Source organism: Variovorax sp. CCNWLW186 (assembly GCF_037203865.1).
Taxonomy (GTDB): domain Bacteria; phylum Pseudomonadota; class Gammaproteobacteria; order Burkholderiales; family Burkholderiaceae_C; genus Variovorax.
Genome location: NZ_JBBCBO010000004.1, coordinates 95,835 through 120,596, shown reverse-complemented (window position 1 = coordinate 120,596; position 24,762 = coordinate 95,835). Strand labels below are relative to the sequence as shown.

The 24,762-nt window shown below is 65.7% G+C and carries 25 protein-coding genes and 1 riboswitch; of the genes, 9 read left to right on the top strand and 16 right to left on the bottom strand.

The features are described from left to right. Positions 1-6 precede the first annotated feature (6 nt). Positions 7-1,287 (top strand): CynX/NimT family MFS transporter, encoded by a 1,281-nt coding sequence (locus V9K97_RS06580; RefSeq protein ID WP_337317106.1) that lies wholly within the window; start codon positions 7-9, stop codon positions 1,285-1,287. Positions 1,288-1,315: 28 nt separating this feature from the next. Here V9K97_RS06580 and V9K97_RS06575 read toward each other — a convergent pair whose 3' ends face one another. The 7 genes from V9K97_RS06575 to V9K97_RS06545 form a co-directional block, all read right to left on the bottom strand. Next, on the bottom strand, positions 1,316-2,500 hold the full coding sequence (locus V9K97_RS06575) for a M20 aminoacylase family protein (RefSeq protein WP_337295602.1): 1,185 nt from the start codon (positions 2,498-2,500) through the stop codon (positions 1,316-1,318). Between the two features lie 46 nt (positions 2,501-2,546). Next, positions 2,547-4,049 carry a M81 family metallopeptidase gene (locus V9K97_RS06570; protein WP_337317104.1) on the bottom strand — a complete coding sequence of 501 codons (1,503 nt, stop codon included), beginning with the start codon at positions 4,047-4,049 and terminating at the stop codon, positions 2,547-2,549. 37 nt (positions 4,050-4,086) lie between these two features. Continuing rightward, a complete protein-coding gene (locus V9K97_RS06565; protein ID WP_337317103.1) occupies positions 4,087-5,703 on the bottom strand; it encodes an ABC transporter ATP-binding protein in 1,617 nt (538 codons plus the stop codon). A 2-nt stretch (positions 5,704-5,705) separates the two neighbouring features. Continuing rightward, positions 5,706-6,653 (bottom strand): ABC transporter permease, encoded by a 948-nt coding sequence (locus V9K97_RS06560; RefSeq protein WP_443302757.1) that lies wholly within the window; start codon positions 6,651-6,653, stop codon positions 5,706-5,708. A gap of 21 nt (positions 6,654-6,674) precedes the next feature. Then, complete coding sequence (locus V9K97_RS06555; protein ID WP_337317101.1) at positions 6,675-7,616, bottom strand: ABC transporter permease; 942 nt, start codon at positions 7,614-7,616, stop codon at positions 6,675-6,677. A gap of 24 nt (positions 7,617-7,640) precedes the next feature. Further along, positions 7,641-9,224 carry an ABC transporter substrate-binding protein gene (locus V9K97_RS06550; RefSeq protein ID WP_337317100.1) on the bottom strand — a complete coding sequence of 528 codons (1,584 nt, stop codon included), beginning with the start codon at positions 9,222-9,224 and terminating at the stop codon, positions 7,641-7,643. A gap of 193 nt (positions 9,225-9,417) precedes the next feature. Continuing rightward, positions 9,418-9,547, bottom strand: a riboswitch (glycine riboswitch). A gap of 164 nt (positions 9,548-9,711) precedes the next feature. Next, on the bottom strand, positions 9,712-10,497 hold the full coding sequence (locus tag V9K97_RS06545; RefSeq protein WP_337317098.1) for a hypothetical protein: 786 nt from the start codon (positions 10,495-10,497) through the stop codon (positions 9,712-9,714). A 108-nt stretch (positions 10,498-10,605) separates the two neighbouring features. On the opposite strand from V9K97_RS06545, the gene V9K97_RS06540 reads away from it, so the two are divergent. After that, complete coding sequence (locus V9K97_RS06540) at positions 10,606-11,196, top strand: NADPH-dependent FMN reductase (protein WP_258504660.1); 591 nt, start codon at positions 10,606-10,608, stop codon at positions 11,194-11,196. A gap of 32 nt (positions 11,197-11,228) precedes the next feature. Here the strand turns inward: V9K97_RS06540 and V9K97_RS06535 are convergent, their stop codons facing one another. Beyond that, the gene (locus V9K97_RS06535; RefSeq protein WP_157612753.1) at positions 11,229-12,023 is read right to left on the bottom strand and encodes an IclR family transcriptional regulator; all 795 of its coding nucleotides are present in this window, start codon (positions 12,021-12,023) and stop codon (positions 11,229-11,231) included. A gap of 67 nt (positions 12,024-12,090) precedes the next feature. Between V9K97_RS06535 and V9K97_RS06530 the strand changes: the two genes are divergently transcribed. The 5 genes from V9K97_RS06530 (at position 12,091) to V9K97_RS06510 (ending at position 15,820) form a co-directional block, all read left to right on the top strand. Next, on the top strand, positions 12,091-12,543 hold the full coding sequence (locus V9K97_RS06530; protein ID WP_337317096.1) for a type II 3-dehydroquinate dehydratase: 453 nt from the start codon (positions 12,091-12,093) through the stop codon (positions 12,541-12,543). A gap of 47 nt (positions 12,544-12,590) precedes the next feature. Then, positions 12,591-13,580 carry a TRAP transporter substrate-binding protein DctP gene (dctP, locus tag V9K97_RS06525; RefSeq protein ID WP_337317094.1) on the top strand — a complete coding sequence of 330 codons (990 nt, stop codon included), beginning with the start codon at positions 12,591-12,593 and terminating at the stop codon, positions 13,578-13,580. A gap of 10 nt (positions 13,581-13,590) precedes the next feature. Next, positions 13,591-14,094, top strand: a complete 504-nt coding sequence (locus V9K97_RS06520) for a TRAP transporter small permease (protein ID WP_337317092.1) — start codon at positions 13,591-13,593, stop codon at positions 14,092-14,094. After that, the gene (locus V9K97_RS06515) at positions 14,091-15,392 is read left to right on the top strand and encodes a TRAP transporter large permease (RefSeq protein ID WP_337295610.1); all 1,302 of its coding nucleotides are present in this window, start codon (positions 14,091-14,093) and stop codon (positions 15,390-15,392) included. The genes V9K97_RS06520 and V9K97_RS06515 overlap by 4 nt, the downstream gene beginning before the upstream one ends. Before the next feature lie 179 nt (positions 15,393-15,571). Beyond that, the gene (locus tag V9K97_RS06510) at positions 15,572-15,820 is read left to right on the top strand and encodes a hypothetical protein (RefSeq protein WP_258504654.1); all 249 of its coding nucleotides are present in this window, start codon (positions 15,572-15,574) and stop codon (positions 15,818-15,820) included. A gap of 350 nt (positions 15,821-16,170) precedes the next feature. Here the strand turns inward: V9K97_RS06510 and V9K97_RS06505 are convergent, their stop codons facing one another. Further along, the gene (locus tag V9K97_RS06505; RefSeq protein ID WP_337317091.1) at positions 16,171-17,172 is read right to left on the bottom strand and encodes an alpha/beta fold hydrolase; all 1,002 of its coding nucleotides are present in this window, start codon (positions 17,170-17,172) and stop codon (positions 16,171-16,173) included. A gap of 188 nt (positions 17,173-17,360) precedes the next feature. Between V9K97_RS06505 and V9K97_RS06500 the strand changes: the two genes are divergently transcribed. Together V9K97_RS06500 and V9K97_RS06495 are read left to right on the top strand one after the other, a co-directional pair. Beyond that, positions 17,361-17,726, top strand: coding sequence for an Atu4866 domain-containing protein (locus tag V9K97_RS06500; RefSeq protein ID WP_258504649.1), 366 nt, complete (start codon positions 17,361-17,363; stop codon positions 17,724-17,726). Positions 17,727-17,869: 143 nt separating this feature from the next. After that, positions 17,870-18,622, top strand: a complete 753-nt coding sequence (locus V9K97_RS06495) for an SDR family oxidoreductase (RefSeq protein ID WP_337295612.1) — start codon at positions 17,870-17,872, stop codon at positions 18,620-18,622. Positions 18,623-18,658: 36 nt separating this feature from the next. On the opposite strand, the gene cynS is transcribed toward V9K97_RS06495, so the two are convergent. The 7 genes from cynS to V9K97_RS06460 form a co-directional block, all read right to left on the bottom strand. Further along, positions 18,659-19,102 carry a cyanase gene (gene cynS, locus V9K97_RS06490; RefSeq protein ID WP_337317089.1) on the bottom strand — a complete coding sequence of 148 codons (444 nt, stop codon included), beginning with the start codon at positions 19,100-19,102 and terminating at the stop codon, positions 18,659-18,661. Positions 19,103-19,148: 46 nt separating this feature from the next. Further along, a complete protein-coding gene (locus V9K97_RS06485; protein ID WP_337317087.1) occupies positions 19,149-19,976 on the bottom strand; it encodes an ABC transporter ATP-binding protein in 828 nt (275 codons plus the stop codon). Between the two features lie 22 nt (positions 19,977-19,998). Then, positions 19,999-20,868, bottom strand: a complete 870-nt coding sequence (ntrB, locus tag V9K97_RS06480; RefSeq protein ID WP_337317085.1) for a nitrate ABC transporter permease — start codon at positions 20,866-20,868, stop codon at positions 19,999-20,001. 3 nt (positions 20,869-20,871) lie between these two features. After that, complete coding sequence (locus V9K97_RS06475) at positions 20,872-22,227, bottom strand: CmpA/NrtA family ABC transporter substrate-binding protein (protein WP_337317083.1); 1,356 nt, start codon at positions 22,225-22,227, stop codon at positions 20,872-20,874. Between the two features lie 148 nt (positions 22,228-22,375). Then, positions 22,376-23,044, bottom strand: coding sequence for a response regulator transcription factor (locus V9K97_RS06470; RefSeq protein WP_337317081.1), 669 nt, complete (start codon positions 23,042-23,044; stop codon positions 22,376-22,378). Positions 23,045-23,054: 10 nt separating this feature from the next. Then, positions 23,055-24,236 carry a sensor histidine kinase gene (locus V9K97_RS06465; protein ID WP_337317079.1) on the bottom strand — a complete coding sequence of 394 codons (1,182 nt, stop codon included), beginning with the start codon at positions 24,234-24,236 and terminating at the stop codon, positions 23,055-23,057. Positions 24,237-24,328: 92 nt separating this feature from the next. Beyond that, entirely contained in the window at positions 24,329-24,751 is a 423-nt protein-coding gene (locus V9K97_RS06460) for a nuclear transport factor 2 family protein (RefSeq protein ID WP_337317077.1), read from the bottom strand. Positions 24,752-24,762: the final 11 nt, after the last annotated feature.

The window sequence follows — 24,762 nt, the reverse complement described above, 5'->3', positions numbered from 1 at the left end:
CATCCGATGAGCGCAGTGCCCTTCTCCACGAACCGGGCCGCCGGTGAACTGCTGATCGACGCCGAGGCCGACAGCATGCCCGCCCCGCACCCCACGCCGGCACCGAGCCTGGCCCGCCGCATCCTGCTGGGTGCGAGCGTGGTGCTGATTGCCTTCAACCTGCGGCCAGTGTTTGCCAGCCTTTCGGTGATGCTGCCCGAAATCATGGCGGCCACCGGCCTTTCGGCCACGGCCGCGAGCCTGCTGACCACCTTGCCGATCGTCTGCCTGGGCGTGTTCGCGCCGCTGGCGCCGGGCCTGGGCCGGCGTTTCGGCACCGAGCGCACGCTGCTCGGCTGCATGCTGCTCATCCTGGTGGGCACCGCGCTGCGCGGCACCGGCAACATCCCGCTGCTGTTCGTGGCTTCGGCCGTTGCGGGCAGCGGCATTGCGGTGTCGAACGTGCTGCTCTCGGGCTTGGTGAAGCGCGACTTCGCTGGACAGGCGGCGCTGATGATGGGCCTCTACACCATGGCGGTGTGCGGCGGCGCGGCCAGCGCCGCGGGGCTCACGGTACCGCTCGAACATGCACTGGGCGGCGGCTGGACCTCCGCGCTGGCCATGTGGGCGCTGCCGGCCCTGCTCGTCACGCTGATCTGGGCGCCGCAGGCCCTGCCGCTGAAGCCGGTGGCAAGCGAATCGGGCTTTACCGTGCGCGGGCTCTGGCGCGACCGGCTGGCCTGGCAGGTCACCTTCTTCATGGGGTTGCAGTCGGCCCTCGCGTACATCGTGATGGGCTGGCTCGCGCCGATCTTGCGCGAGCGCGGGCTCGGCGGCGAAACCGCCGGCTACGTTGTGTCGCTCGCCGTGATGACGCAGGTGGTGACCTGCCTCGTCGTTCCCGCGGTGGCGGTAAAGCTGCGCAACCAGCGCGGCCTTGCCGTGGGGCTGGCCCTGCTCACCCTGGCCGCCATGCTGGCGATGCTGTTTGCGCCGCTCTCCGGCGTGTGGTTCTGGGCCGTGCTGCTGGGCATTGCGCAAGGCGGCACCTTTGCCCTCGCGCTCACGTTCATGGTGCTGCGCTCGCCCGATTCGCATGTGGCGGCGCACCTCTCGGGCATGGCGCAAGGCGTGGGCTACATGGTGGCCGCGTGCGGCCCGCTGCTTGCCGGCTTGCTGCATGGCTGGACCGGGAGCTTCCGCGCATCGTCGTGGCTCTTCATCGGGCTGGGCATTGCGCTGGTGATTGCGGGCCTCGGCGCGGGGCGCACGATGCATGTGGGCGCGGTGACGGTTCCGCGGCGCTGAGGCCGGCGCACCGCATTTGTTTTACCCGCTATCGCAGGTAGCTCTCGGCCAGCATCGCCCAGTAAGCCGCGCCGATCGGCAGGTTGCTGTCGTTGAAGTCGTAGCCCGGGTTGTGCACCATGCAGCCGCCGTGCTCGCCTGTCGCGCCGTTGCCGATGAAGAGATAGCATCCGGGTTTCTTCTCGAGCATGAACGCGAAGTCCTCGCTGCCGGTAACCGCCGGGCCTTGCGGCTCGACGTGTTCGGCGCCCACCAGCTCGTAGCCGATGCGGCGTGCGAACTCCGTTTCTTCGGGCGTGTTCACCAGCACCGCATAGCCCTTGCGGTAGTCGACCTGGGCCTTCACCCCAAAGCTCTCGGCCTGGGCCGTGACGATGGCCTTCAGGCGTTTTTCGAGCAGCACGCGCACTTCGCGGTTGAGCGAACGCACGCTGATCTCGAGCACCGCCGTTTCGGGAATCACGTTGTTGGCCTTGCCCGAGTGAATGGCACCCACGGTCACGATCGCCATCTCTTGCGGATCGGCATTGCGCGAGACGATGGTCTGCAGCGCCATCACGATGCTCGACGCAGCAACGATCGGGTCGGCCGTGCGGTGCGGCATGGCGCCGTGGCCGCCCACGCCGGTCAGCGTGACGGTGGCGTAGTCCGACGAGGCCATGGCCGCGCCCTCGCGAAACACCAGATCGCCCTGCCGGCGCCCCGGCGAGTTGTGCATGGCATAGACCGCATCGCACGGGTACTTTTCGAACAGGCCGTCTTCCATCATCTTCACGGCGCCGCCCATGCCCTCTTCGGCCGGCTGGAAGATGAGGTTGAGCGTGCCCGAAAACTCGCCGTGCTGCGCGAGGTACTTGGCCGCGCCGAGCAGCATGGCGGTGTGGCCGTCGTGCCCGCACGCATGCATGATCCCGGGCCGTCCGCTGCGGTAGGCAAGGCCAGTCTTCTCCTCGATGGGCAATGCGTCCATGTCGGCGCGAATGCCGATGGCTCGCGTTCCGCTGCCGCGCTTCAGGCGGCCCACGAGCCCCGTCACGCCCAGGCCGCGCTCCACGTCATAGCCCCAGGCGGTGAGGCGCTCGGCCACCAGGTCGCTGGTGCCGAATTCCTCGAAGCCGAGCTCTGGGTTCTGGTGGATCTTCTGGCGCACCGTGACGAATTCGGCGGCATTCTTTCTCATGTACTCGAGGTAGTGCTGGGCGCTTTGAGGCATCGTGGTCTCGTGTTGCGAATGGGTGGATGGATGACGGAAGGTCTGCTCAGGGCTGCAGCGCCATCGAGGCGGGCAGCCGGGTCCACGGCAGGTCGGCCGGGTCGGCCGCCATCGGACCGGGCGCCTTGGCCACGAGAATGTGGCTCGCAATGGGCGCGAAGTCGGCGCGAAAGTGCACGGAGCTCTTGTTGACCAGCACCTTCATCGCCTCCGGCTCGATGCCGACGAAGCGGAACAGCTCGCGGTCGAGCATCTGGCTCTTGCCGCTGCCCACGGCAATCAGCACGCCATCGATCTCGAGGCAGGCGCTCGGGCCCAACTGCACCGCGCCGCCCCGGAACATCGGGCCCTTGAAGGTCACGACGCCGTCGCTCAGCGCCCGCACGGTGAACAGCCCTTCCACCGGCTTGTCGCTGAACCTGCCGCCCCAGGTCGGCACCGAGGTGCCCACGCCGATGCGGATCTGCGCGCCCACGCCCGCCTCGTGGGCGGCCGCCGCGGCGGCGGGATCGAACATCAGGCCGAGCGCGATCTTGCCCGGGTAGCGCTTGCCCGCGCCTTCGGCCAGCAGCGCGTGCAGCATGCCCGAAGTGTTGCTGTCCGCGCCTGCGCCGGGGTTGTCCTGCGTGTCGGCAATGACCACCGGCTTGCCGGCGCCTTCGGCCAGCGAAAGCGCACGGGCTACCGCGGCGCGCGGCTCCAGCACTTCGAGCCGCCATTGAGAGCGTGGCTGGTCGATGCGCTCGAACAGCGTGGCAACGGCGGCACCCGCGTCGTCGCCATAACCCCACACCACCGGGCCGCATTCGGCAATGTCGGCAGCCGGAAAGCCGGTGGCAAAGCTCAGCACCGCATCGTGCTTTTCGTCCAGCTCCTTGAGCAGCCGGTACACCGAGGCGGCCGGCTCGATCATGGTCGATTGCACATTGAGCGGCAGCAAAAAGGAAAGCCGCCGCGCATGCAGCGGCTCTCGCGTGCCGCGTGCAATGCGGCGCGCGAGCAGCCGGGCGGCCAGCTTCCCGGTGTCTGCCATGTCGACGTGCGGATAGGTGCGGTAGGTGGCCAGCGCATCGGCCTCGGCCAGCATTTGCGCCGTGATGTTGCCGTGCAGATCAAGGCTCGCAACGATGGGAACGTCGGGCCCGACGAGCTTGCGGATGCGCGCAATCAGTTCGCCTTCGGGGTCTTCAAGATGCTCGGTGACGGCCGCGCCATGCAGGTCGAGATACACCGCGTCGATGCCGCCCTGCGCGAGCGCGGCGGCCAGGTCTTCGGTGATGGCCCCCGCAATGCGCTCGAACGCGTCTTCGGTTACGTGGGCCGACGGCGTGGCACCTGCCCATGCCGACGGCACGAGCGACCAGCCGTTCTCGCGCGCCGCATCGATGAAGCCGCCGATGGGAATGTTCTTGCCCGCGTAGGCGGCAATGATCTCTGTGCCGCGCCGGTACGGAGGAAAGCTCGAGCCGGCGTTGAATGCGGCCCAGTCCGCCTTGCTGGGCGCGAAAGTGTTGGTCTCGTGCTGGAAACCGGCGATGAAGACTTTCATGGAATCCCTTTTTTCTTGAACGTGGGAACGAAGAATTTCAGCTGCGTGCAAAGGCAAAGTCGCGGCCCGGCGCCGCTGCCAGCAGTTTGCGCGTGTAGTCGTGGCTGGGCGCGAAGAACACGTCGCGCACCGAACCGCGCTCCACGATCTCGCCCTGGCTCATGACAAGCACGCTGTCGCAGATCTGGCTGGCCACGCGCAGGTCGTGGGTAATGAAGAGAATGCCGATCTTCAGCCGCTGCTGGATCTCGTCGAGCAACCGAAGGATCTGCGCCTGCACCGAGACGTCGAGCGCCGACACGGCCTCGTCGGCAATCAGCACCTTGGGATCGCAGGCCAGCGCGCGCGCAATCGAGATGCGCTGCCGCTGGCCGCCCGAAAACTCGCTGGGGTAGCGGCGCAGCGCATCGGGTGAAAGGCGCACAAGGCGCATCAGCTCTTCGGCGCGCGCCCACGCCTGCTCGTAGGGCGTTCCAAAGTTGACCGGGCCTTCGACGATCGAGGCACCCACGGTCTGCCGCGGATTCAGCGAACGGTACGGGTCCTGGAAAATCACCTGCACCGTGCGCCGGAACGGCGACAGCGCGCGCCCTTTGACATGCGCCACCGAGCGGCCGTCTGCAAAGATGTCGCCCGAGCTCGGGTCGATCAACCGCGCGATGCAACGCGCCACCGTCGACTTGCCCGAGCCCGATTCACCCACGATGCCCACGGTTTCGCCGGGCCGCACTTCGAGCGACACGTTGCGCGCCGCATTCACCGTGCGGCGCTTGCCGGGCCAGCTGCCCGTGATGTAGGTCTTGCAGATGTTCACCGCGTTGAGCAGGGGATAGTTGTCCACCACCGGCGGCCGGCGCGGCGGCGAGAGCTCGGGCACGGCATCGAGCAGCATCCGCGTGTAGGGCTCGCGCGGGGCCGTGAGCACCGCCATCTTGTCGCCCTTCTCGATCATGGCGCCCAGCTCCAGCACCACCACCTCGTCGGCAATTTCCGCAACTACGCCGAAATCGTGCGTGATGAAGAGCACGGCCGTTCCGTTCTCGGTTTGCAGTTCGAGAATGAGCCGCAAGATCTCGGCTTGCGTGGTCACGTCGAGCGCGGTGGTCGGCTCGTCGCAGATGAGCAGCACGGGCTTCAGGATGAGCGCCATCGCAATCACGATGCGCTGGCGCTGCCCGCCCGAAAGCTGGTGCGGATACGAAGCGTAGATGCGCTCGGGCTCCGGCAACCGAACGCGCGCCATGATGGCCATGATTTTTTGCCGCCGCTCGGCCGAGCCCATCTGCACGTGCTGCGCCAGCATTTCGTCGATCTGCGCACCGCAGGTCATTACCGGGTTGAGCGCGGTCATGGGTTCCTGGAACACCATGGCCATCGACGGTCCGCGCAGCTGGCGCAGGCGCGCGGGCGTTGCGGCCAGCAGGTTCTCGCCCTGCAGTTCGATGGCGCCGCGCACCGGCACCAGGGCCGAAGGCAGCAGCCCCATCACCGCATTGGCGATGACCGACTTGCCCGAGCCCGACTCGCCGAGCAGGCACACGATCTTGCCGGGCGGCACGTCAAAGGAAATCTTGTCGACCGCATGCGGCCGATCGCCGCCGCGCGGAAGCGAAATGGCCAAGTCGCGAACGGAAAGAACAGGTGCTTGCGTCATGTTCAGCCCCCGCGCTTGTTGAACTTGGGGTCGAGCGTGTCGCGCAGCCCGTCACCGAGGATGTTGACCGCCAGCACCGTGAGCGCCAGGAAGATACCGGGGAACAGCACGTTGTGCGGGAACTGGTTGAACTGCGCCCTGCCCTCAGCCATGATGTTGCCCCAGGTCGCCATGTCGGCCGGCAGCCCGACGCCGAGGAACGACAGGATGGCTTCGACAAGAATCGCCGAGGCGCACACATAGGTCGCCTGAATGATGAGCGGCGCAATGGCATTCGGCAGGATGTGGCGCACAAGAATCTTCCACGTCGGCGTGTCCAGCGCAATGGCCGCTTCCACATACGGCTCTTCGCGCACCGTGAGCACCACCGAGCGCACGAGGCGTGCCACGCGCGGAATCTCGGGCACCGCAATGGCCACCACCACTGTCAGCAGCTTGCCGCCGAACAGCGCCACCAGGCTGATCGCAAACAGAATGCCGGGGATGGCCATGACGCCGTCCATCAGCCGCATGATCGCGCTGTCGAGCCGCCGGAAGTAGCCGCCCAGCAAGCCGACGAGCATGCCGAACACCACCGCCAGCACGGCCACTGACACGCCCACGGTGAGCGACACGCGCGCACCGTAGAGCGTGCGGCTCCAGATGTCGCGGCCCAGGCTGTCGGTGCCCATGACGAACAGGTGCTCGAAAATGTCGCCCGCCAGGCTGTTGAACTCGCCGCGCGTGCCGGGCAAGAGGTTGCCGCTGCCGGGGTCGATGGCGGTCGGGTCGATGGTGCCGAGCCATGGCGCGGCAAGCGAGATGAGCACCAGCAGCATCAGCACGCCGCCGCCGGCGCGCACCGACCAGTCGGCCAGGATGCGCTTGAGCAGCGACCGGCGCCTGGGCGGCGGCAATGGTTCGACGATGGCTTCGCCTGCAGGCATGGGAGTGGCAAGTGAATCGGTCATGTGTTTGCTTCTTCTTGCGCCTCAATAGCGAATGCGCGGATCGAACACCAGGTAGCTCAGGTCGATCAGCAGGTTGACCAGCACATAGACGACTGAAAAGAACAGCGTGATGCCCTGTATCAGCGGAAAGTCGCGCGACAGCACCGCATCCACCGTGAGCTGGCCGAGGCCCGGAATGGCGAACACGGTTTCGGTAACCACCACGCCGCCGATCAGAAGTGCAATGCCGATGCCGATCACCGTGACGATGGGGATTGCCGCGTTGGCAAGCGCATGCCGCATGAGCACCCGCTTTTCCGAGATGCCTTTGGCGCGCGCGGTGCGGATGTAGTCCTCGGTCATGGCCTCGGCCACGGCCGCACGCGTGACGCGCGCAATCAGCGCTACATAGATGATCGACAGCGTGATCGACGGCAGGATGAGGTGCTTGATCCAGGGCAGCGGCCCCTGGCTCAGCCGCTGGTAGCCCTGCACCGGCAGCCACTGCAGGTGCAGCGCAAAGATCCAGATGAGCACATAGCCGATCACGAACGCCGGTATGGAAAAGCCCATGACCGAAAAGCCCATCAGCATGCGGTCGAGCCAGCCGCCGTGCCGCCAGGCCGCAACAACCCCGAGCGGCACCGCGATGAGGATGGTGACCACCAGCGTCACCGCCGCGAGCGACACCGTCGGCTCGATGCGCTGGCCGATGAGCTCCACCACCGTCTTCTTCATGAAGTAGGACTCGCCCAGGTTGCCTTGCAGCAAGCGGCCGCTCCAGTGCAGAAACTGCACGGGGAGCGATTCGTTCAACCCCAGTTGCTCGCGCACCTTGGCGATGTTCTCGCTGGTGCCGCTGTCGCCCACGATGGCGGCCGCCGGATCGCCGGGCGCCAGCCGGAGCATGAGAAACACGATCAGCGCAACGATGACGAGCACCGGCACGGTCGACAGGATTCGGCGCGCAAGGAAGATCAGCATGGGGTTTCCAGAAAAGAGCGCCCGTCAGTTCTTCTTGATGTTCCAGAACACGGCAACGGGCGAGCGCACCACGCCGCTCACCGCAGCCTTGCGGTAGGCGGTGAGCGGCTTGTATTCGCCGATGGGCGCGTAGATGCCGGTGTCGTACACGCGCTGCTGGATGGCCGTGGCCAGCTCCTTGCGCCGGGGTTCGTCGGCCGTCGCGAGGAAGTCGGATTTCAGCTGCTCCAGCTTCTCGTCGGTGGCCCAGCCGAACCAGCCCTTCTCGCCGTTGCCCGTGAGCGGCGCATAGAACATCGGGTTCATGTTGTCGGCAATGCCCCAGCCGGTGATGAAGAGATTCCAGCCGCCCTTGTCGACCGGGTCTTTCTTGGCGCGGCGCGTCACCAGCGTGGGCCAGTCCATCGACTGCATGTCGACATTGAAGCCGGCCTGCTTCAGCAGCTGCGCCATCACGGGCGGAAACTTGTTGAGCAGTGCAAAGTCGGCCGGGTACATCAGCACCACGGGCTTGCCGTCGTAGCCGGCATCCTTCAGCAGGGCCTTGGCTTTCTCGAACTGCGGCTTGCCGGTGAAGTAGCCGGTCTTGTCGCTGGAGAAGATCGTGCCGCACGGGTACACCGATGCGCAGCTGTTGTAGAGCTCCTTATGCACCATCTGGGCGCGCATGAGCGCCTCCTGGTTGATGGCCATGATGGCGGCCTGCGCGATCTTCGGGTTGTCGAAGGGCGGAATGACGTGGTTCAGGTGCAGCGCGAACGAGCCCTTCGGAATCGGGTTGTCGACCGTGATGGACGTGTTGCCCTTCAGCGCCGTGTACTGCTCGGGCGGCAGCCACTCGATCATGTCGACCTCGCCGTTGGCAAGCGCGTTGGCCTGCGTTTGCGCATCTTTCAGGATGACCCATTCCATGCGGTCCACATACACGTTCTTGCCGCCCGCCGTGCCCGAGGGCGCTTCGGCGCGGGGCACGTATTTGGCGTTCTTCAGGTACACGATCTTCTCGCCCGGGCGGTACTCGTCCTTCTTGAAGATGTAGGGGCCCGATCCCGTGGCGTCGTCGATCTGCTTGTCGGGCGGCGTGGCGGCCACGCGCGCCGGCATGATGAAAGGCGGGTTCGACGAGGGCTTGCTCAGCGCGTCCAGCACCATGCCGAAGGTGTCCTTGAAAACCAGCTTGAATGAGTTGGCGTCGACGGCCTCGGCCTTGTCGAGCGCCGCATACATCTTCTGCCCCAGCCCGTCGCGCTGGCCCCATCGCTTGAGCGACGCCAGCACGTCTTCCGAGGTCACCGGCTTGCCGTCATGAAATTCCAGGCCCTTGCGCAGCGTGAACGTCCAGGTCTTGCCGTCGGCGCTGGTGGTGTACTTGTCGACCATCTGCGGCTTGACCTTGCCCTGCTCGTCCACACCGAACAGCGTGTCGTACACGGCATAGCCATGGTTGCGCGTAATGAACGCGGTGGTCCAGATCGGATCGAGAATCTTCAGATCGGACTGGGGCACCACCCGCAGCACCTTGCCCGCCTCTTGTGCGAACGCGCTTGCAACGCCAATAGCGAGCATGGCGCCCACGACAACGGCTTTCAGGTTTCGTTTCGACAGCATCTTCGGTTCTCCAGTTGAAAAAATCGTGAGGAAAGTCAGCGAAAAACGGGGGGGCGATTCGGGCAGGCGCCTGCGTGCGTGCGCAGGCCTCGGCACACCCGATGAAGAAGGGAACGATGCGCGGTGCGCTCTGGCAAAGGTCATGAAGAAGAAGGCTCCGGAAGCGCGCAAGGCCACCCCGCGCACTGCGCGAGATGCCCCTGCTGTCCTTTGGCCTGAGAGATTCACCATGCACGCTCATCGCGCATGGCTTGCCCCTTCGGCGGCCGCCCTCGGAGTCCTTTTGTTCAGGACGCCGGGCAGCGCTCTCCAGCGTTAGTCATTCATCCAGTCTGGGGACCTGAGCGTTACGGGCTGTCGCCTTCGGTAATGCACTAACTCGAAGCACCGAGCCGGCATTTCTCCTGGATGTTTTCTTCTAAGCAGAATGCGTGCCACTCGGGCGCGTGCGCACAGGGGCGCACGCGGATGGAAACGCGCACCGAAGCTACTGCGGTCCGCCGCAGAAGCTCACCCTTTCGGTGGTCTTGGCGGTGAAGTGAAGACGCGTGGTGGTGGTGCCGCTGGCGGGTGTGTTGGCGGGCCACTCGCTCTGCAGCCACGTGTATTGCCAGCTGTAGGGTCCGCCCGGCTTGTTGGGTTCTTCGTAGGCAATGCGAAGGCTGCCGTTGCTCTCGTCGTGGCAATGCTTCGAACTCTTGTATTCCTTTTCGCTGAAGCAGGCGCGGATCATCTTCGAGCAAGAAAAAGGAATCCCCTCGTGCACGGCCCGGGTGTCGTCCAGCGGCACGAAGTCGGCCTTGCTGAACGAGGCGCCGCCGCCCGAATACATCTCGGACACGGTCTGCAGCACGGCCATGGCCCATTGCCCTTCGGCCAGCGGATAGAGTGCCGGTGCAAGCGAAAGGCGCGTGTCGGACATGCCGGCTGCGGCGTCTTTCTTCATGCCGGCCACATAGGCGCTGAAGTCGTGCAGGCGCTCGAGCTGCCAGGTCTTCGCGTCCTTGTCGCGCCTGATGCGCGCCATAGCCAGCGGCTCGGCCGAGAGCACTGCAAAGCTGTTTGCCGCGGCGCCGCGCAGCCGGTACAAGCCCAGCGCATGCGGGTCGCAAGGCTGCGGCAGCAATGCGCACAGGCGGGCGCGCCAGTCCGGATCGACCGACTGCGGCTTCTTGACCGCATCGAGCACCTGCGCCGAGGGAGCGGCGAACACATGGCCGGCCGATGCGGCAAGCACCATGGCGGCAGTGCAAAAAGCAGGCGGCTTGTTCATGCCGGAATGGTAGCCAGAGGATTCGAAAGATGCTGCTACCAAATGCGCCGACCTGCCAATGTTGTAGCCTTCGCCCGTGGCCGCCCGGCCTCGACAACGGAGCGACGAATGGCTGACAAGATCCTGGTGTTCTACGGTTCCTACAGGTCGGACCGCATGGGCATTCGCCTGGCCGACTACCTGGTGGCGGGCCTCGGCGCGCGAGGTGCCGAGGCCGAACTGATCGACGCGCAGGCGGTGGGCCTGCCCATGCTCGACCGCATGTACAAGGAGTACCCCAAGGGCACCGCGCCCGCCCCCATGGAAGCGCTGGCGCAGAAGATCCGCGGCGCGGACGCCTTCGTCTTCGTGACGGGCGAATACAACTGGGGCCCGCAGCCCGGCCTGAAGAACCTCACCGACCACTTCCTAGAAGAATGGTTCTGGCGGCCTGCTGCCGTTGCCAGCTATTCGGCCGGCCGGTTTTCAGGCGTGCGCTCGGGCACCGTGTGGCATTCGATCCTGTCGGAGATGGGCATGGTCGTCGTCTCGAGCACGCTCGCCGTCGGGCCGATCTCGCAAACGCTCGACGCGGACGGCAAGCCCACGGGCAGTGCGGGCGAATCTCTCCAGCGCTCATTCGGCCGCTTTGCCGACGACCTCGCGTGGTGGACCGACGCCGCGCGCGAGCAGCGGGCGCGCAAGGCGCCGCCTTACTGAGAAGCCGGGTCTGGCAAGCCGGGTCGCGCCGCTCAGCCCTTGCCCAGCGAAGGGCGGCCGAACAGGCTCGACGCGTTGCTGATCGGCCCGAGCTCGGCCGTTGCGGCCAGCAGCGCGGGCGCCAGCTCATGCATGCGCTCGCTGCCAAGGCGCGTGCGCGGCCCGGCAATGCTGATGACGCCGATCACTTCCTTGCGGCGGAACACCGGCGCCGCCATGGCGGCCATGCCGGGCGCGAAGACCTCGTCGATCATCGCGTAGCCGCGCACCCGCGCCGCATGCAAAAAGCCCAGCAGCGCGCGGATGGTGGTCGGCGCCTTCGGACCGTATTCCGCCGGCGTGCCGAAGCCTTGGCGCGAGACCAGCTCCAGTGCGCGTTCGTCGCTCAGCGTCATCAGCCACGCGTGGCCGGAAGACGTGCACGACAGGCGCGCATCCATGCCCATGTCGGGGTCGTAGCGCAGCCCCGCCTGCCGCGTGCCCTGCGACTTGGCGACCCAGGTGAGGCGGTCTTCATCCACGATCGAAAGGCGCACCAGTTCGCCCGATGCCTGCGCGAGCCGCTCCAGCAGCGGCTCGGCAATGTTCACGATGCCGGCGCCGCTCAGGAAGCCGAGGCCCAGCGACACCACCTTGGTCGTCAGCACATAGTCGCCCTGCTTGCGCGTCTGGCGAACGTAGCCGCAGCGCTGCAGGTCGGCCAGCAAGCGGTGGCAGGCGCCAAGCGGAATGTCGAGCTCCGACGCGAGCAGCGTGAGCGGCAGCCCCTGCGGATGCCGTGCAAGGTGCTCCACCATGGAGAGGCCGCGGTCGAGTGAGATGCTCATATCCTGCATTATGAAAGCAGTTTCCAGTTTGGAAAGTCTTTCGTGGCCGCGCCGAAGAATCGGCCGCATGAGTTCCATCGTCTACATCCTTAACGGCCCCAACCTCAACCTGCTGGGGGTGCGCGAGCCGCACCTGTATGGCAGCACCACGCTGGCGCAGGTGGAGCAGCTGTGCCGCGGCGTCACCGGTGAGCTGGGCCTGGACTGCGAGTTTCGCCAGACCAACCACGAAGGCGTGATGGTGGACTGGGTGCAAGAGGCCCGCGAGCGCGCCGCGGCCGTCGTCATCAACCCCGCGGGGCTGTCGTTCCGATCGATTCCGCTGCTCGACGCGCTCAAGACGCTGGATCAGCCCATCGCCGAAGTGCACATCACCAACATTCACCGCCGCGACGCGCTCTATCAGCATTCGCTGGTCTCGCTGGCCGCCACGGGCGTGATCTGCGGCTTTGGCCCGTTCGGCTACGAGCTGGCGATCCGGGCGCTGGCGCAGCGCCTGGCGGCCGCGCCGGCGGCCTGAGTTCCCCGAGTTCCCGCTTCATCATCACAACACGACAGGAGACCACCATGACCTTTTCCATCGATCGCCGCACGCTGCTGGGCGCAGGGGCCGCGCTGGCCGCCGGCGCCGTCTTGCCGGCCGGCGCCCAGGCGCAGCCCACGCTGCGGTTTGCCGCGGTGTTTTCGGACAAGGACATCCGCGCCGACATGATGAAGATGTTCGCCAAGGACATCGAGGCCGACTACAAGGTCGAGCTGTTCCTGAACTCCACGCTGTTCCGCCAGGGCACGGAACTCGTCGCCCTGCAGCGCGACAACCTGGAGATGGGCAACATCGCGCCGCAGGATATTTCCAAGCAGGTGCCGGCCTGGTCGCTGCTGACCTCGGCCTACCTGTTCCGCGACCCCGATCACCTGAGCAAGTTCTTCGCGAGCGACCTGGGTGCGCAGATGAAGAAGATGGTGGAAGACCAGGTGAAGGTGAAGATCCTCGGGCCGACCTTCTTCGGCACGCGCCATGTGGGCCTGAAGACGAAGAAGCGCATCAGCACGCCCGCCGACCTGGCCGGCGTGAAGCTGCGCATGCCGCCCGGCGACACCTGGCAGATGCTGGGGCGCTCGCTCGGCGCCAACCCCACCCCCATGGCCTACGCGGAAACCTACACCGGCCTGCAGACGGGCGCCATCGACGGGCAGGACAACCCGCTGCCCAATGTTCAGAACATGAAGTTCAATGAGGTGATGTCGCAGATCGTGTTGACCTCGCACCTGGTGGCCTTCGACCTGCTTACGGTGAACATGAAGACCTGGCAGGCCATGCCGCCCGCAAAGCAGCGCAGCTTTCAGGCTGCCGCGGACAAGGCGATTGCCTGGAGCACGGCCGAGCACCAGAAGCGCGAGGCCGAGCTGGCCGAGAGCTTCCGCAAGCTGGGCCTGGAGGTGTATGTGCCCAACATCAACGCCTTTCGCGACCACGCGCAGAAGGCCTACCTGGCCTCGGACGATGCGAAGAACTGGCCGCCCGGCATGCTCGACAAGATCAACGCCATGAAGTAACCCCAAAGCCATGTTCGACCGTGTGCTGTCGTTGCTGCACCGCTTCGCCGAAGCGGTGGCGGCATTGTTTCTGGGAGTGATCTTCGTCGCGTTCATCGTGCAGATCGCATTGCGCTATTTGTTCAACTGGCCGGTGGGCTGGACCTCGGAGGTTTCGCTGGCGGCGTGGCTGTGGCTGGTGCTCTGGGGCGCGGCCTTCGTGCTGAAGGATTCCGACGAGATCCGCATGGACTTCGTCGCCGCGAATGCCGGCCCGCGCATGCGCCGTGCCGTCGGCGCCATTGCGGCGCTGGGCGTGATCGTGCTGTTCGGCATGTCGCTGCCGGCCTCGTACGCCTACGTGAGCTTCATGAAGGTCGAGAAGAGCTCGTACCTGGGCATTCGCATGGACGTGATGTACGCCATCTACCTGGTCTTCGTCGTGGCCGTGATTGCCCGGAGCCTGCGCCAACTCGTTCGCGGGCCCGCGCCGCTGACGGACGAACCACCCTCTTCTTCCTCATCCGCATTGTGAATTTCACCAGTCCTTTTTCGCTGGCGCTCTACGTCATCGTGGCGCTCAGTCTCCTGGGCGTGCCCATCGGCCACGCAATGATCGGCGGCTCAGTTCTCTACCTGTACCTCAAGGGCATGGACATGGGCGCCGCGGCGGAGCAGTTGCTCAACGGCACCTACTCCAGCTTTCTGATGCTGGCCATTCCGCTGTTCATCCTTGCGGCCACCATCATGAGCTCGGGCAGCATCCTGGACCGGCTGCTGCGCTTCTGCAATGCCATCGTGGGGCGCTTTCCGGGGGGCCTGGCGCAGGTGAACGTGCTGCAGAGCATCGTGTTCGCCACCATGTCGGGCTCGGCGCTGGCCGACGCGGCGGGCTCGGGCAAGCTGATGCAGGAGATGATGACCAAGGACGGCAAGTACACGCCGGGCTTTGCCGCGGCGTTGAGCGCCGTGTCGTCCGTGATCGGGCCGATCCTGCCGCCTTCCATTCCCCTGGTGCTGTATGCGCTGGTGTCCGGAACTTCGATTGGCTACCTGTTCATTGCCGGCGTGCTGCCGGGCCTGCTGCTGGGCGTGGTGCAGATGGGCCTCATCTACGTGCTGGCGCGCCGGCGCCGCTTTCCGGTCGAGCCGAGGGTGCCGCTGCGCGAAATGCCCCGCATCACGCGCGAGGCGCTGCCGGCCCTCATGTTGCCGGTCATCCTGCTGGGCTGCCTGTACAGCGGCGTGACCACGCCCACCGAGGCGGCGGGCATTGCCGCCGCGTATGCGCTGCTCATCTCGGTAGGCCTGTATCGCAGCATGCGCTGGGCGGACCTGTACCAGTCGCTGCTCTCCAGTGCGCGAATGAGCATTTCCATCGGCATGCTCATTGCCGGCGCGATGGTGTTCAACTACGTCATCACGTCAGAGAACATTCCAGCGACGCTCAGCACTGCAATGAAGGGACTCGAGCTGTCGCCGCTCGGATTCCTGCTGCTGGTGAATGTTCTGCTGCTGGTGCTGGGCGCTTTCCTCGAGGGCTCGACCATCATCCTGATCATGCTGCCCGTGCTGCTGCCGACCGCCACCGCGCTGGGCATCGACCCCGTGCACTTCGGCGTGATGGCGGTGCTGAACATCATGATCGGGCTGGTGACGCCGCCCTACGGCCTGCTGCTGTTCATGATGGCCAAGATCGCGAATGTGTCCCTGATGGTGCTGATCCGCGAGACCTTTCCCTTTCTCATGGTGATGCTGGGCGCGCTGGCACTGGTGACGGTGTGGCCGGACATGGTGCTGCTGCTGCCGAGGTTGGCGGGATATACGGGCTGAACGGGCTGAACGGGCCGCGGAGAAGATCGGCTCGCACTATTGATGAGCGCACCAATCCTGGGACGCCGGCAGGGGGATGCCCGACACACGCTCCGGATGTTCGCCGACATATTTGGCCACCGGCAGGACGTAGGGTAGAGGTTTCCTATTACGGCCTCTGCGCGAGGCAGAGAAGAAAAATGGACCTCGACGCAGTCACCCGGCGCCTGGAAGCCGCGGAAAGCCGCATATTCGCGCTGACTACATGCCTGGCTTCGGTATTGAAATACTCGCCGCAGGCGGCTGCCGAGCTTCAAATCATTGCCAATCACCTGGACGACGCGCCGCCTGTGGCCGTGTCCGATGCACGCCTCTCGGCCGTGGCATCGCACATTCGGGTTGCGCTGGGCGCCGAGTGGGACGACTCCATCGAGGAAGCCAAGGAATAGCTTGCGAGAACGGACCTGAGTTCGTTCTCCTCCACCTCGGTCAGCCCCAACACCAGGTTCCTGAACTCGGCCAGGTAGCAAGGCAACATCAGCGCCGCCGTGAGCGCATGGACGTCGTTGCCCCGCGCAAGGTGTTCATTGCATGCCGCAATGCTTTCATGGATTTCGAGCGCCATTGCAACTCGGCCGGGAGCTTGCTGTGCGCAGCTCATGAGGTCTTCGCTTCTCTTGCGGGTCATCGCCAGTCCTTGAGGCGCACTTCGGGCGGCGCCGCAAGGCAACTCTATTCACCCCGGAGCGCAGCGGGGAGTAACAACATCGTCGTGAATCGGTCCGCTGCAGCGGGGTCGTTACGGGGCCTCGGCAGTTCCGCCCGCGCGCACCGCACGCACCACCGACAGCACCGCATCGACCACGGCATCCGGATCTTCGAGCTGGATGTTGTGCCCTGAATTCGGCAGCACCCGGTGGGTGCTTCGAGACGACCAGGTCGCCTGCTCTTCATGCAGCTGCTTCCAGATGGCCTGGACCTGCCTTCCTTGCTCCGGCGTGATCTTCATTCCCCGGAGTTCGGCCGCGGTGTAGGGAGCCATTGCCGTGAGCACCACCAGCGGGCGGTTACCCAGATCCTGAAAGTCCCGGGTCTCGGCAAGCGTACTGTCGGTCGAATCGCTCTCCGCGAGCTGCGTAGTCAATGACTTGGGCGCGTAAGCCCATATGGCCTCTGCATCGCGTGCAGTCCGGTGCGGCGGCCGAGGCAGAAGCACCGGGGCCGCCGCGCGCAGCAGACCGGTCCAGGCCAGCGCCACGCCGACCCGGGACAACATGGAACGCGATTCGGTCATGAAGCCCGCCACGCGCTCGACTTGATCGGGATGCGAGGGATCGATGAAGACAAGTCCCGCGACCTCCGGGCCGAAGTGCCTCGTGAAACCCATCGCGTAAAGCGCTCCGATGGACTGGCCGACCAGCACGAAGGGACCGCGCTCGCCGGCTTTGGTCAACGCCGCATGAAGGTCTTGCGCCACCTGCCTGGCGCTGTGGGGGCCGCTCGAGAAATCGCTCCACATCAGGCCCGCGCGGCTGTACGCGCAGGCGCGCGTGTGGGCGGCGATCTTCGGCTGCACGGCGGTCCAGCTCAGCGAACCTTCGACGCTCAGCCCCGCCTCGAACACGACCGTGGGAGAGCCCGAGCCCCGGCAATCCAGCTGGATCTTCCGGCCGCCGATGTCGACCATTGTTCCGGGCGGAGGAAAGTCCCGCGCGGCCCGGTACTGGCCCAGGCGCTCGTAGACGATGCCCGCCAGCACGAGCAACGCTGCGAATGCGGCGACTCCCAAAGCGATGTGCATGGTTCGGGGTCTGGAGGTTTTCAAGGGTGAGCCTCGGGGCGCTCTATTCTTCCGCAGACTTCCGCAGAATTGGGCAAAAAATCGACACGAAGCGGATAACGCTCGCAGGGGTGCTCTTTTCACAATGGACTGGCACGAAAAGCCAAACCGGCCGATCGATCCACACCATCGAAAGAAAGGCGCACACCATGTCCACCGGCACCACCACGCACCGCGGCGGCAGCACCCTGGCCGCACTCTCGCTCTCCCTGGCGATGGCTTCGGCGCCATCGCATTCGCAAACCGAACCGGCCCGCGCGCCGACCGATCAGAACCGCTATGTCGGCATGTGGGTCACCAAGGACGGCTACATCCGCCATGAACTGCTGCCGGGCGGCCGCTACGACGAGGCGCGCGGCAACCGCCGCAGCGCCTACCAGGGCCGCTACACGTTGCGCGGCGATCACATCGACTACGTCGACGACACAGGCTTTACGGCCGATGGCGACTTTCGCGACGGCGTGCTGTACCACGCCGGCATGGTGCTCTACCGCGAAAGTACACCGCGGCGCTGAGCCCCAAGACGCGCGTTTTGCAGAATCAGGCAAGAACGCCGTTCGATTCGTCTAACGCCCGAGGCGCCATCCGCGCGAGACTTGTCACCATGCCGGCGCAGCGTTGCGCCATGGTTCAAACAGACCAGCACGAGGAGTTTCTTATGAGCGCAATCCAGGAAAAAGTCGTCCTCATCACGGGCGCAAGCGGTGGCATTGGCGCAGCGGCTGCACGGCTCTTGGCGCGGCGCGGCGCCAAGGTGGTGCTCGGCGCGCGGCGCACCCACCAGCTCGAAGCACTGGTGGAAGAAATCACGGCGGCCGGCGGAACGGCGAGCTTCCAGCGGCTCGACGTGACCTACCGGCCCGACGTGGAAGCGTTTGCCGAGTTCGCCCTCGAGACGCACGACCGCATCGACGTGCTGGTGAACGCCGCGGGCGTCATGCCGCGCTCGCCGCTGTGGACGCGCAAGATCGACGAATGGGAACTGATGATCGACGTGAACCTGCGCGGCGTGCTGCTGGGCATTGCGGCGGTGCTCCCGACGATGCAGGAACAGGGCTGGGGCCACATCGTCAACGTGGCGCCGGTGCCCGCGGACGGCGTGTCGCCGAGTTCGGCGGTGTATTGCGGCACGCAGTACGCGGTGGACGCCATCTCAGAAGGGCTGCGGCAGGAGCATGCCGGACGGGTGCGCGTGACGGTGGTGCGCCCCGATGTGAGCGAAGCTGACAACACGCTGGCCGACCGCATCGCCGCCTGCAGCACCTTCGAGCGCATGGTCACGCGGCGGCGCATCGCGGTGCCAGTGGAAGCCGTGGCACGCTCGATTGCAGGCGCCATCGAAGGCGGCAGCATCTCGGCGCCCCGACGCCCGGCGTGGCGGCCGAAGCCGGCCGAGCACGCGGCCTTCTGAGGGGCCGCGTCTTCCGAACTTCCGAACGGCCGCGGGTCAGTAGGTCTTGTAGGGCAGGAACTTGCCCGACAGCACCACGTTGACGCGGTCCCCCTTCGGGTCGGCCTGGCGCTGGATGTCCATGCTGAAGTCGATGGCGCTCATGATGCCGTCGCCGAACTCTTCATGGATCAGTTCCTTGATGGTGGTGCCATAGACGCTCACCACCTCGTACCAGCGGTAGATGAGCGGATCGGTCGGCACGGGCGTGGGCAGCGAGCCCTTGTAGGGCACGACCTTGAGCCACATCTGCTCCTCCACGGTCAGGCCGAAGATCTTGCCGATGATCTTCGCCTGCTTGTCGTCGAGCGTCATCTGCCCCAGGCATGCGGCGGTGGTCCACTCCTTGGAGAGGCCCACTTTCCTGGCCACGTCGGCCCACTGAATGCCCTTGGACACCTTCACGGTGATGATCTTCTCGGTAACGTCGTTGCGGTTCATGCGGGTTTGCTCCTGATCGAGTTGGATGGAATGAGTGAAGTGAAACTCACGACGCCTTGGCGCGCGTGACGAGAAAGTCGACGATGTGGTTGCGCAGCGCGTAGTAGCCGTCGAGGTGATGCAGCGAGGCGCGCGTGCGCTCGCGCGGCAGCGGGTTGACCACGGTCTCGGCGATGTTGCCGGGGCGCCAGCCGCCACCGGGCTGCTCGGAGCCGTTGGTCATCAGCAGGATGCGGTCGGCCAGCAGGATGGCTTCGTCCACGTCGTGCGTGATCATGAAGACGGTTTGCTGCGTCTGGCGCACGATGGCCATCAGCTCGTCCTGGATGGTGCCGCGCGTGAGGGCATCGAGCGCGCCGAAGGGCTCGTCGAGCAGCAGCATCTTGGGCTGGATGGCAAAGGCGCGCGCAATGCCCACGCGCTGCTTCATGCCCCCCGAAAGCTGCGATGGCTTCTTGTCGATGGCGGCTTCCAGGCCAACCATCGCCACGAAGCGCCGCACCTGTACATCGACCTGCGAGGCCGACCAGTCGGGCCAGCGCGAGCTCACGGCAAAGGCGATGTTCTTGCGCACGGTAAGCCACGGCATGAGCGCGTGGCTCTGGAACACCACGCCGCGCTCCAGGCCCGGGCCGGCCACCTCGCGGCCGTCCATGAACACGTGGCCGGCGCTGGCCTGGTCGAGCCCGGCCAGCACATTGAGGATGGTGGTCTTGCCGCAGCCCGAGTGGCCGATGATGCAGACGAACTCGCCGCGATCGAGCGTGAACGACACGTTGGCGAACACCGGCCGCGCGGGCGCGAAGGCTTTGGCAAGCCCCTCGATGCGCAGGAAGCCGCTGGTAGCGGACGATGGGTTGGGAACAGCTGTCATGAGGGCGCCTTGTGCCGATCGATCACTCCACATAGGTCACCTTTCGCTGCAGTCCGGCAAAGGCCTGGTCCAGCAGCATGCCGACGACGCCGATCACCAGAATCGCGAAGATCACGTTGGTGAGCGAGAGGTTGTTCCACTCGTTCCACACGAAATAGCCGATGCCCGTGCCGCCCACCAGCATTTCAGCCGCCACGATGACGAGCCACGCAATGCTCATGCTGATGCGCATGCCCGTGAGAATGGTGGGCGCAGCCGCGGGCAATATCACGCGGAACGCACGGCGCAGCGGCTTCACTTCGAGCGTACTGGCCACATTGAGCCATTCGCGCTTGACCGAGGCCACGCCGAAGGCGGTATTGAGCAGCATCGGCCACACCGAGCAGATGAAGATCACGAAGATGCCGCTGACCGACGAGTCCTTGATGGTGTAGAGCGCAAGCGGCATCCACGCGAGCGGCGAGATGGGCTTGAGCACCTGGATGAACGGATCGAAGGCCTTGTGCAGCAGCGGCGACATGCCGATGGCAAAGCCGAGCGGCACCGCGACCGCGCAGGCCAGCAGAAAGCCCAGGCCCACGCGCCCGAGCGAATACGCCAGCTGGACGGCAATGCCCTTGTCGTTCGGCCCGTTGTCGTAGAAGGGATTCGAGAGATGCTTCCACGCGGTCACGGCCATTTCCGCTGGCGTCGGGAAGCCTGAGCTCTTGACCTGCCCTCCCGGGTCCTTGCCGAGCATCTTCTGGTATTCGATCTGCTCGGCAGTCATGCCGGCGGGGGCGCCGTTGCCGGCGGCCGGCATGGTGGCCAGCTGCCACGCGCCCACGAGCAACAGGAACATCAGGAGCGACACCAGCGCCGCCTTGAGCGACAGGTTCTTCTTGCCGTTCATGGCTCAGGCCATCTTGCTGATGGCAAAGCTCTTGACGTAGTCGTCGGGCTTGGCGGGGTCGAACACCTTGCCCATGATGGTGAACTTGGGGTAGGCGCCATCGGGCGCGCTCTGGCCGAGTTCCTTCATGCGCTTCTTGGCGTCGGTCAGCAGGAACACCTTCTCCGCGATCTGCTTGTAGTTGACGTCGCCCTTCACATAGCCCCAGCGCTTCATCTGCGTGAGCATCCACACGGCCATCGACTGCCACGGAATCGGGTCGAAGTCGGCGCGGTCGGGCACGGTGCGGATGTTGCCCAGGCCGTCGGCAAACTTGCCGGTGAGCACCTGGTTGATCACCGTCTCGGGCTGGTTCAGGTACTGCGCGGGCGCAATCACCTTGGCGATGAGTTCGCGGTTCTTCGGGTCGCGCGCCATGGCGGATGCGGTGAGCACCGAGCGCACCAGCGCGGCAAAGGTGTTGGGGTTCTTCTCGATGAACTCGGTCGAGGTGCCGAAGGCGCAGCACGGGTGGCCGTTCCAAAGGTCCTTGGTCAGCAGATGCAGGAAGCCGATTTCCTCGAACACGGCGCGCTGGTTGAAAGGGTCGGGACCCAGGTAGCCGTCGATGTTGCCGGCGCGCAGGTTGGCCACCATCTCGGGCGGCGGCACCACGCGGATCTGGATGTCGGTGTCGGGGTTCAGGCCGGCCTCGGCCACGTAGTAGCGCAACAGGAAGTTGTGCATGCTGTACTCGAAGGGCACGGCAAACTTCATGCCCTTCCACATCTTCGGGTCGCGCTTGTCCTTGTGCTTGTTGGCCAGCGTGATGGCCTGGCCGTTGGTGTTCTGGATGGTGGCGACATTCATCGCCACCTGGTTGGAGCCCGCGCCCATCGAAATGGCCAGCGGCATGGGCGACAGGAAATGCGTGGCGTCGTATTCCTTGTTGAGCATCTTGTCTCGAATGAGCGCCCAGCCGGCCGTCTTGACCACTTCCACGTTGAGCCCCTGCTTCTGATAGAAGCCCAGCGGGTGCGCCATGATGAGCGGCGTGGCGCAGGTAATGGGAATGAAGCCGATCTTGAGATTGGTCTTCTCGAGCGGCGCCTTGTCTTGCGCCATGGCCTGCAGCGCACCCAATGGCAGCACCGACGCGATGGCGGCGCGCGCGGTGTTGGCGCCCACGGCCCGCAAGAAGTTACGGCGCACGCTGTCGACGGGGAACAGCGCCTTCATGAGGCTGGCCTCGAGCTTGTCGTCGGGGCTGACGTCGATCTCCGCCCCGCGGCCATGGTTGCGGCCGCAGGCGCAGTGCATGTTCAGTGGCCGGTCGGCGTCATAGAGATCGCAGGCGGTCGAATCGGATGGGCTGGACATGGTGGTGCACCTCGGTGAAAAGATGCATGCCACGATGCAAGGCGCGGGCCGGACGCGAGGCCGAAAGGCCTATGGACCGCAGATCGTGCAGGTGTTGTCGAGGCTTTGTAGGGGCAGCACTACACGCCGGTGCCCACCGGCTTCGTTTTCAGGCAGCCGGAGCCGCTTTGCCGTGGCGCTCGGCATACAGCGCAAGCTCCACGTCGTTCTTGGTGCCGGTCTTTTCGAGAATGCGCGCACGGTAAGTGCTCACGGTGTTGGGCGCCAGGCCAAGCTGCGCACCAATTTCGCTCACGCTGCGCCCGGCGCTGAGCAGGCGGTACACCTGGTGCTCGCGGTGCGAGAGCTGTTCCGTGCCGTTGCCCGCGTTGCGGCCCACAGCCGCAGCCAGCGCTTCGGCCGTGGCGGCCGATACATAAAGGCCGCCTGCCGCCACCTTGCGCACCGCACCCACCATGTCGTCGGCGTCTGCGCTCTTGTTCAAGTAGCCCGAGGCGCCCAGCTTGATGCAGCGCACCGCGTACTGCTTTTCGGGGTAGGTGCTGAGCATCAGCACCGGGAGCGTGGGCCAGTCCTTGCGCAGGGCCTGCAGCACATCGAGCCCGTCCCGGCCGGGCATCGCAATGTCGAGAAGCACCACGTCCAGGCCCTCAGGGCCGCCGAGTTCCTGCACGGCGGCCAGCACTTCGGGCCCTGTCTGCGCCTCGGCACGCACCGTCATCGAGGGCAGTCCATTGGAAAGGTCGCCGAGCATCTGCTTGAGGCCCTCGCGCACGATGCGGTGGTCGTCGCCGATGAGCACGCGGATGTCGTTCATCTCGTGAAGCCTACACCGGCAACGGCAGATGCAGGCGGAAAGTGCTGCCCTCGCCCACATGGCTTTCGATCTCGATGCGCCCGCCGAAATGCCGCGCACGCTCCCGCATGCCGAGCACACCATAGGCGGTGGCCGCCTCGAAGGCCTGCGCCGGCGCGCCGATGCCGTCATCGCGCACGCTGATGCGCAACTGCTGCTGTTGGACATCGATGCGGATGTCGAGGCTGCGTGCCTTCGCATGGCGCCCGACGTTGCTGAGCATTTCCTGGAAGATGCGGAACACCGCCATGGCCGCCGGCTCGGGGAGCTCCACGCCCGCCGGCACGTCGAAGTGCCACTGCAGCGCGAGCTCGGCCGACTGCACGAACTCATGCGCCTGCCATTCGAGCGCGGCCCACAAGCCCTGGTGGTCGAGGATGCTCGGGCGCAGGTCGGTGATGATGCGGCCCACGTTGTCGACCGCGCGCTCGATCAGCTGGCTCATGTTGCCGCACTTGCCGCGCATCTGCTCGCGCATCGCCTGCGCTGCGTCGGGTGCGCGCTCCTGCTGTTCGCCCAGGCGCCTGCCGATCCAGTTGACGTCCATCTTCAGCGCCACCAGAAGGCTGCCCAGCTCGTCGTGCACTTCGCGCGCGATGCGGGTGCGTTCGTCCTCACGCACCTTGTCGAGCCAGGCCGAGAGCTCCCGCAACTGCACCAACGCATCGCTGAGCTCGCGCGTGCGCTCCTGCACGCGCACGCCGAGCTCGTCCTTGGCCTGCTGCAGCGCCTCGGCCTGGCGGCGGCGCTCGGTGATGTCGACGAAGGTGATGACGGCGCCGCGCACCTGCGCGCCGTCCATGATGGGGTGGCTCGAATACTCCACCGCAAAGGCGCTGCCGTCGCGGCGCCAGAACACCTCGGTGTCGATGCGGCACGGCAGGCCGCGGCGAAAGGCGTTGAAGATGGGACAGTCCGTGTCGGCGTAGTGCGAGCCGTCAGGGTGCGAATGGTGTGTGAGCTCGTGCATGTTGCTGCCGATCACGTCGCGCGCCTCGTGGCCCAGCATCTGTGCGCCGGCCCGGTTGATGAACATGCAATGGCCGTCCAGGTCGATGCCGAAGATGCCCTCGCCTGTCGACTCGAGCAGCAACCCCAACTGGTGCTGCCACAGCGGGTGGCTGGCGGTTGGGTTGAGTACGGGCGTTTCCATGCACCAAAAGCAAGCAACAAACGTTCCTGGTTACTTGCTCCCTCTCCCCTGGGGGAGAGGGTTGGGGTGAGGGTGCGTCGGCAGTTGGGCGCTCAGCGTTCCCAGCGGAACTTGCGCTCCGATTCGGAAATCGGCTGGTCGTTGATGCTCGCGTAGCGCCGCTGCATCAGGCCGTTCTCGGCGAACTCCCAGTTCTCATTGCCGTGGCTGCGAAACCACTGCCCCGCCGCGTCGTGCCACTCGTACTCGAAGCGCACGGCAATGCGGTTGTCCATGAAGGCCCAGAGCGTTTTCTTCAGGCGATAGTCGTGCTCGCGCTCCCACTTGCGGGTGAGAAATTGCACCACCTGTCCGCGGCCGTTGACGAAGTCGGCGCGGTTGCGCCATTCGGTGTCGGGCGTGTAGGCCAGGCTCACACGGACCGGGTCTCGCGTGTTCCAGGCGTCTTCGGCGGCCTGCACTTTCCTGGTTGCGGTTTCAAGGGTGAAGGGCGGCAGCGGGGGGCGGGATTCCATGGCGATCTTTC